Source organism: Micromonospora sp. BL1 (assembly GCF_003667485.1).
Lineage (GTDB): Bacteria > Actinomycetota > Actinomycetes > Mycobacteriales > Micromonosporaceae > Micromonospora > Micromonospora tulbaghiae.
In genome coordinates this window covers 1-4761 of sequence record NZ_RCVK01000281.1, presented here as the reverse complement: position 1 = coordinate 4761, position 4761 = coordinate 1, and the positions used below count along the sequence as shown (strand labels likewise).

Annotated in this window: 4 protein-coding genes; 3 read left to right on the top strand and 1 reads right to left on the bottom strand. The window is 74.6% G+C overall.

Going from position 1 to position 4761, the window contains the following annotated elements:
• The first annotated feature begins 48 nt into the window (after window positions 1-48).
• A complete protein-coding gene (gene pta / locus EAD96_RS20525; RefSeq protein ID WP_121685454.1) occupies window positions 49-2115 on the top strand; it encodes a phosphate acetyltransferase in 2067 nt (688 codons plus the stop codon).
• Window positions 2112-3224 (top strand): acetate/propionate family kinase, encoded by a 1113-nt coding sequence (locus tag EAD96_RS20520; RefSeq protein WP_120573295.1) that lies wholly within the window; start codon window positions 2112-2114, stop codon window positions 3222-3224. The genes pta and EAD96_RS20520 overlap by 4 nt, the downstream gene beginning before the upstream one ends.
• A gap of 45 nt (window positions 3225-3269) precedes the next feature.
• Here the strand turns inward: EAD96_RS20520 and EAD96_RS31235 are convergent, their stop codons facing one another.
• Complete coding sequence (locus tag EAD96_RS31235) at window positions 3270-3443, bottom strand: hypothetical protein (protein WP_199733245.1); 174 nt, start codon at window positions 3441-3443, stop codon at window positions 3270-3272.
• A 181-nt stretch (window positions 3444-3624) separates the two neighbouring features.
• Here EAD96_RS31235 and EAD96_RS20515 point away from each other — a divergent pair, with 181 nt between their 5' ends.
• Window positions 3625-4749 carry an alpha/beta hydrolase gene (locus tag EAD96_RS20515; protein ID WP_121685453.1) on the top strand — a complete coding sequence of 375 codons (1125 nt, stop codon included), beginning with the start codon at window positions 3625-3627 and terminating at the stop codon, window positions 4747-4749.
• Window positions 4750-4761: the final 12 nt, after the last annotated feature.

Here is a 4761-nt window from a genome sequence, read left to right as displayed (position 1 = left end):
GGTCGAAGGACCTGGGCGGGGGTTACAGCGATCTTGTAGCGTGAGGTCGTGGCGCGCAGCGTGTACCTGACCGGCGTTGGTTCGGGCGGGGGAAAATCGACGGTGGCGCTCGGGCTGGCCGAGCTGTTGTCCCGGCAGGTGGAACGGATAGGCGCGTTCCGGCCGCTCGTCTCCGGTGACGGCACCGACCCCATCCTGGCCCTGCTCACCGAGCGCTACCGGATGGACCTGCCGGTCGACGAGCTGTACGGCGCCACGTACGCCGAGGCGAGCGCGCTCGTCGCGGACGGCCGCCGGGAGGAGCTGATCTCCCGGATCGTCACCCGCTACCGGGAGGTCGAGCGCCGCTGCCCGGCGATAGTGGTGGTCGGCAGCGACTTCGCCTACGGCGACGGCACCGGCCCCCGTGAACTGGCCTTCAACGCCCGGCTGGCGACCGAGTTCGGCAGCGTCGTGGTGCCGGTGGTGGACGGGTTCGGGCAGCAGCCCGACGCGATCGCGGCGGCGCTGCGCGGCGCGTACCACGATCTGGTGGACCTCGGCGCGACTGTGATCGCGGCGCTGGCCAACCGCGTGCCGGAGCCGATGACGCTGCCCGAGCTGCCGGTTCCCGCGTACGCCATCCCGGAGGTGCCGACCGTGTCGGCGCCGACCGTGGCCGAGGTGGCGGCGGCGCTGCGCGGCACCGTGCTCACCGGTGACGAGACCGCGCTCGACCGCGACGTGCTCGACTACGTGGTGGGCGCGGCGCACGTGCCGACGCTGCTGGACCACCTCACCGACGGGGCGCTGGTGATCACCCCGGGCGACCGCGCGGACCTGCTGGTGGCCGCCGGCGCCGCACACGTGGCCGGGCAGGTGTCGCTGGCCGGGCTGGTCCTCACGCTCGGCGAGCAGCCCGACCCGCGCGCGATGCGCCTGGTCGAGCGGATGAACACCGGGCTCCCAGTGCTGTCGGTACCGAGCGACAGCTATGACACGGTGGCCGCGTCCAGCCGGATCGAGGGCCGCCCCAGCACCGCCAACCCGCGCAAGGTCGAGGCCGCGCTCGGCGCGTTCGAGCGCTGCGTGGACACCGACGACCTGGCCCGCCGGCTGCGGGTCAGCCGGTCCGCGCGGGTGACCCCGCTGATGTTCGAGAACGACCTGATCGACCGGGCCCGCGCCCGGCGCCGCCGGCTGGTGCTGCCCGAGGGCGCGGACGAGCGCATCCTGCGCGCGACCGAGGTGCTGCTGCGCCGGGGCGTCGCCGAGATCACCCTGCTCGGCCGCCCGGACGAGATCGCCCGGCGGACCCGGGAACTGGGCGTCGACCTCGGTGACGCCCAGGTCGTCGACCCGGTGACCAGCCCGTGGCGGGACGAGTTCGCGCAGGCGTACGCGCAGTTGCGCGCCCACCGCGGCGTCACCGTCGAGCTGGCGCACGACATCGTGGCGCAGCCCAACTACTTCGGCACGATGATGGTGCAGACCGGCCACGCCGACGGCATGGTCTCCGGCGCCACCCACACCACAGCCGCCACCATCCGGCCCGCCTTCGAGATCATCCGAACCGTGCCGGGCGTCTCGGTCGCCTCCAGCGTCTTCTTCATGCTGCTCGCCGACCGGGTACTGGTGTACGGCGACTGCGCCGTCAACCCCGACCCGGACGCCGACCAGCTCGCCGACATCGCCATCTCGTCCGCCGACACGGCGGCCCGGTTCGGCATCGAACCGCGGGTGGCGATGCTGTCGTACTCCACCGGCAGCTCCGGCGCCGGCGCCGACGTGGAGAAGGTCGCGGCGGCCACCAAGCTGGTCCGGGAACGCCGGCCGGACCTGCTGGTCGAGGGCCCGATCCAGTACGACGCGGCGATCGACCCGCAGGTCGCGGCCACCAAGCTGCCGGACAGCCCGGTCGCCGGGCGGGCGACGGTCTTCATCTTCCCGGACCTGAACACGGGCAACAACACGTACAAGGCGGTGCAGCGCTCGGCCGGGGCGGTGGCGGTCGGGCCGGTCATGCAGGGCCTGAACCGGCCGGTGAACGACCTCTCCCGCGGCGCCACCGTGCCGGACATCGTCAACACGGTGGCGATCACCGCCATCCAGGCCGCCGCGGAGGCGTCGGAATGAGCCGCATCCTGGTCCTCAACAGCGGATCCTCGTCGGTCAAGTACCGGCTGTACGACGGCGACGACGTCCTGGACAAGGGCACCGTCGAGCGGATCGGCGAGCCCGGCGGCGGGCCGGCCGACCACGAGAGCGCGGTCCGGGAGATCATCGGCCGGCTCGACCTGAGCGGCCTCGCCGGAGTCGGCCACCGGGTGGTGCACGGCGGGCGGAAGTTCAGCGCGCCGGTACGCATCGACGACGCGGTCGTCGCCGCGATCGAGGATCTGGTGCCGCTGGCGCCGCTGCACAACCCGGCCAACCTGGCCGGCATCCGGGTGGCCCGGGAGGCGCTGCCGGACACGCCGCAGGTGGCGGTCTTCGACACCGCGTTCCACCACACGCTGCCCGAGGCCGCCGCCACGTACGCGATCGACAAGGCCACCGCCGAGCGGTACGGCGTCCGCCGCTACGGCTTCCACGGCACCTCGCACGCGTACGTCTCGCGTCGCGTCGCCGACCTGCTCGACCGCCCGTACGACGAGCTCAACACGATCACCCTGCACCTGGGCAACGGGGCGAGCGCGTGTGCCGTCCAGGGCGGGCGCAGCGTGGCCACCTCGATGGGCATGTCCCCGCTGGAGGGCCTGGTGATGGGCACCCGCAGCGGCGACCTCGACCCGACAGTCATCTTCCACCTGCGCCGCGAGGGCGGCATGGTCGTGGACGACATCGACGACCTGCTCAACCACCGCAGCGGCCTGCTCGGACTGACCGGGGTCAACGACATGCGGGAGGTGCTGGCCCGCCGCGACGCCGGTGACCCGGACGCGACGCTGGCGTTCGACGTCTACTGCCGGCGGATCACCGGCTACGTGGGCGCGTACTACGCGCTGCTCGGCCGGGTCGACGCGATCGCGTTCACCGCCGGGGTCGGCGAGCACGCCGCTCCGGTGCGGGCGGCGTCGCTGGCCGGGCTGGAGCGGCTGGGCGTCACTGTCGACCCGGCGCGCAACGACGGCCACGGCGACCGGGTCGTCTCCCCGGACGGCGCGGAGGTGGCGGTGCTGGTGGTCGGCACCGACGAGGAGCGGGAGATCGCCCGCGAGACCCGCGAGGTGCTGGGCGTCTGACCGTCCGACCCTTCGCGCGGCTGATCCGGACCGGGTCAGCCCGGCTCAGCCCAGGGCGATCCAGGCGACCAGGGCGACCACCACCACGGCGGCGACTGCGACGCCGGCGATCAGCGGCACGCGCGACGGCGCCGGCGCCGACGCGGCCGGCTCGGGAGAATCGACGAATGCGCGGAACTGCGCGGTGTTGCCACTCGGGTCGGTGTAGTTCTCAGCCATGCGGCTGACCCTAGCGAAGCCGCCCGCAGCGGAGTGTCCCGCCGGGCCGCCACCTGCGGATCCGGATGGTGGGATCGGGCAAACCCGGCCACCCGGTGGAGGCGGGAGCCGCCCGGGTGGCGGCACCGACCGGCCCGGACGGCGGGCGCGGGCCGACCGCTCGGCTGCCTACCGTGCAGGTGTGAGGGGGCAGCGGCTGGTCGCCGCGCTGATGACGGCGCTGCTGGCCGGTTGCGGCCCGGCCGTGGCCACGCCCGATCCGGTGCCGGCCGCCGTCGGGCCCGCGCCGACGCACCAGTACACGGTCGGGATGCGGCAGTTCACGCTCGACCCGGACGGCAGGCGGCCGCTGCCGGTCACCGTCTGGTACCCGGCGCAACCACCGTCTCCCGCACGGCCGCACACGGCCGGCCCCGGCCCGACTGGTTCCGGCTCGGCCGGTCCTGGCTCGGCCGGTCCTCCTTCGGCCGGCCCTGGCTCGGCCGGTGCCGATCAGGCGCCGGTCCTGCCGGGCCCGCGCGGGCCGCGCGCTTCGGCCCTGCCGTCCGTCGTCGCGGCTCCCTCCGGACGCGCCACACCGGCGAGCCCCGGACCGCGTGTGCGGCCGGGAGCGCCGTTCGCCGCCGGACGGTTCCCGGTGGTGCTCTACAGCCACGGGCTGCGCAGCCTGCCCGCCCTGCACGCGGCGCTGACCAGCCGCTGGGCCGCCGCCGGCTTCGTGGTGGTCGCGCCCACCTATCCGCGTACGAACCAGCGCGCCCGCGCCTTCACCCGCGAGGACGTCCGCAACCAGCCGGCCGACGCCTGGCGACTGATCCGTCACCTGGTCCGGCTGGGCGCCCGCCCCGGGGATCCGCTCGGCGCGCACATGGCAGTGGACCGGTTCGCCGCCGCCGGTCACTCGGCCGGCGGTCACACCACGCTCGGCATGTTCGCCTCCGGGCAGCCGTTCCCGGTACGGGCCGGAATCGTGATCGCCGGTGGCCGGATGGTCGCCGGGCTCTCCCGGCCGCTCGCGCCGATGCTGTTCGTGCACGGGAGCGCGGACCGGATCGTGCCCGAGTCGATCGGCCGGGCCGCGTACGCCCGCTGCCTCGGGCCGGCCGCCTTCCTGAGCCTCACCGGTCAGGGCCACGGGGAGTACCTGACGCCCGGACGACCCGGCTTCGCCCAGGTGCTCGCCACCACCACCGACTTCCTGCGCTGGACGCTCTACGCCGACCGCGCCGCCCTGCGCCGCCTCCCCGCCGACGCCGCAGCGCCGGACACCACCACCACCTTCACCACCCGCTCCCTCCCCACCTGACGCACCGCGCTC